Below are 2,073 nucleotides of genomic sequence, written 5' to 3'. Positions count from 1 at the left end.
TAGGGGGTAAAGGGGCGCAGGCAGTGAAAACAGCGTGCCTGGGCAAGGCCCAAAAAGCGGGCTGCTGACGCAAACCCCGTGTTCAGCCGTGCCATCAGGCCCGGTGTGCCGGGCATACTGCCCTGCCACTCGCTGTTTTCGGCAATTTTCATAGCACTGGGGGAGAAGGCTGGTTTGTCCCGCCGTCAAACCGCAGATGCAGAGCCGCCGTTGCCACAGCCGGTGCGGGCTTGGGAAGACGGAACAAAGCCCGGCACTTTTCCGGCCATCATGCGACAGCCCCAGTCGTGTCCCCAGGCGTGCAGGGCAGCGCGCACAGCGGGGCGCTCTTCAAGGTCTTTGACCCGCTCCAGCCCCCGCAGCAGCCGTGTTTCGCTGATGGCCGCATTGAGCGGAGAAAGAAAATAGCGCAGGGTGAGCAGGGAGCCGGTGAAAAGCTGCTTTCCCCGTGGTCTGCCGGCCACAAGACTCACAAGGGCTGTCTTGACCGGAGGCCGGGGCAGCCTGCCGGCCGGCGTGTGGTTCTGCGCCGACCAGAAGCGCTGCGTACGGTCGATAAGGGCCTTGAAATGCGCGGGCAGGGCGTAAAAATAAATGGGTGCCGAAATAAAAAGCAGCGGGGCGGACTCAATGAGCGCAAAGATTTCTTCAGCCCTGTCCAGCCGGCCATTGCAATTTTTGCCCGCAAGCGTGCAGTGGTGCGGGGGGGCGGTACAGCCGCCGCAGTCTGTACAACCGTCAAAAGCGTAGTCGCGTAAAGGAACAATCTGCATTTCGGCCCCGGCTTCAGCCATGCCTGCGGCAACAAGATGCGCCACAGCGTCTGAAACGCCGCCGGGGTGCGGACTGCATAGAAGCGCTACAGGATTACTCATGGCCTGAACTCACCGCAAAAAGGATTGTTGGCGGCCTCATCGCCTATTTTACTGGCAGGGCCGTGGCCGGGATAGACAACCGTTTCCGCAGGCAGCTTGAACAGCACGTCCCGCACTGAACGCAGCAGCGTGTCATGGTCGCCGCCCGGAAAATCCGTGCGGCCTATGGAGCGGTAAAACAGGGCGTCGCCGGTAAAGACCACCTGTTCTTCGGGAAAGTACAGCGAAACGCCGCCGGGGGTATGCCCCGGAGTTTCCAGCACTTCGCAGTCCATGCCGCCCATGCTTGTCTTGCCCGTCGGCATGGGGCTGCTTTTGAAATCCGGCACCGGGGGGAAGCCCCATATGCCCCCCTTGCCGGATTCGGTGTCGGCAAGGCTGTCGTCACCCTGCGGCATGTAAACGGGCGCGCCCGTGGCGGCGGCCAGTTCGGCCACGCCGTACATGTGGTCAAAATGGCGGTGGGTTATGCAGATGGCGTCCAGAGCAAGGTGGTGGTTGCTCAGGTATTCGAGCATGGGCGCGGGGTCGCCGCCCACATCGACAGCCACGGCCCTGGTGTCGTTATGAATGAGGTAGCTGTTGGTCTGCAGAGGGCCAAGAGGAAAAGCGGCAACGGCCATGATGAGTTCCTTATATAGGTATGAATCTGCGCGCGAGAAGTGGAACCCGCTGCAGCAGTGCGGTATGTCTCTTTCGGCAGCCCGATATTAACCTCTTCGCTTTCGTGGGGCAAGTGTTGCCTGCGGGGCAAGAGGCGCGGGTCAAGGCGGTCCGGTTTGAAAGCCGCCGCGGTTGCGTGGCATATGGCCGCTGCCCGGCAGTTTTCAGGCAAGCCGGTTCTGCCCGGCGTGTGTCGCCGGGACGGGTTCTGGTTTTCGCTGTTTGAGCGCGGAAGCCTCTTTTATCAGTTTTTTCGGTTTTCAATGAAGTCCGGTTTTCATGATATTTTCTAGACAAGCGTCCGCCACCGAACTACACTTCAAGGATGAAACAGAATTTTCAGCCCGAAGAGGGTACGCAAGGCATGGCACAGCACACGACGCGCAAAAAAGCCGGAGCAGGTCGCAAAGTGGACGTGCAGCGCTTTATGGAATTTTATCCCTACCAGTTCAGCGACCCCAGGCTTACGCTGGACTTTGAGGTCAGAGATCCCATCGCCCCCTGGAACAACGGCATATTCCACATGAGCTGGCAG

General features: G+C 60.2%; 3 protein-coding genes. 1 reads left to right on the top strand and 2 read right to left on the bottom strand.

What is annotated here, in order from left to right; translation table 11 throughout:
* Positions 1-185 precede the first annotated feature (185 nt).
* Both V6C16_RS11820 and V6C16_RS11815 read right to left on the bottom strand, forming a co-directional pair.
* Entirely contained in the window at positions 186-875 is a 690-nt protein-coding gene (locus tag V6C16_RS11820; RefSeq protein WP_333543296.1) for a flavodoxin family protein, read from the bottom strand.
* Positions 872-1,498, bottom strand: coding sequence for an MBL fold metallo-hydrolase (locus tag V6C16_RS11815; protein ID WP_333535496.1), 627 nt, complete (start codon positions 1,496-1,498; stop codon positions 872-874). The genes V6C16_RS11820 and V6C16_RS11815 overlap by 4 nt, the downstream gene beginning before the upstream one ends.
* Positions 1,499-1,863: 365 nt before the next feature.
* Here V6C16_RS11815 and V6C16_RS11810 point away from each other — a divergent pair.
* The coding region (locus V6C16_RS11810; RefSeq protein WP_333543295.1) for a sterol carrier protein domain-containing protein at positions 1,864-2,073 on the top strand (210 nt) is incomplete at its 3' end.

It is taken from the genome of Desulfovibrio sp. 1188_IL3213 (assembly GCF_036763145.1).
In the GTDB taxonomy this organism is placed as follows: domain Bacteria; phylum Desulfobacterota; class Desulfovibrionia; order Desulfovibrionales; family Desulfovibrionaceae; genus Desulfovibrio.
The sequence above is the reverse complement of the archived record's forward strand: the minus strand, read 5'-3'. Positions and strand labels throughout refer to the sequence as shown.